The 280-nt window shown below is 67.5% G+C and carries 1 protein-coding gene; it reads left to right on the top strand.

Going from position 1 to position 280, the window contains the following annotated elements; translation table 11 throughout:
- Positions 1-253, top strand: a 253-nt coding sequence (locus IO33_RS0142345) for an extracellular solute-binding protein (protein WP_031174377.1), incomplete at its 5' end; no start/stop codon positions are given.
- Positions 254-280 lie beyond the last annotated feature (27 nt).

Raw genomic sequence — 280 nt, 5'->3', positions numbered from 1 at the left:
CGTCAAGAGCGCCCTGAACAAGGTCGAGCTCAAGGAGGCCGACGCCGCCGTCGTCTACAAGACCGACGTGCACGCCGCCGGCGAGAAGGTGCAGGGCGTCCCGTTCCCCGAGTCCGCCAAGGCGATCAACGACTACCCGATCGTCCTGCTCAAGAACGCCCCCAACACCCGGACCGCCAAGGCCTTCATCGCCCTCGTCCAGTCCCCCGAGGGCCAGAAGGTCCTCAGCCAGGCCGGATTCCTCAAGCCGTGACCTCGCTCCACGAGACCGACGCCGCGA

Origin of the sequence: Streptomyces durhamensis (assembly GCF_000725475.1) — a bacterium.
GTDB lineage: Bacteria > Actinomycetota > Actinomycetes > Streptomycetales > Streptomycetaceae > Streptomyces > Streptomyces filipinensis.
This window is presented reverse-complemented; position numbering and strand designations above follow the sequence as displayed.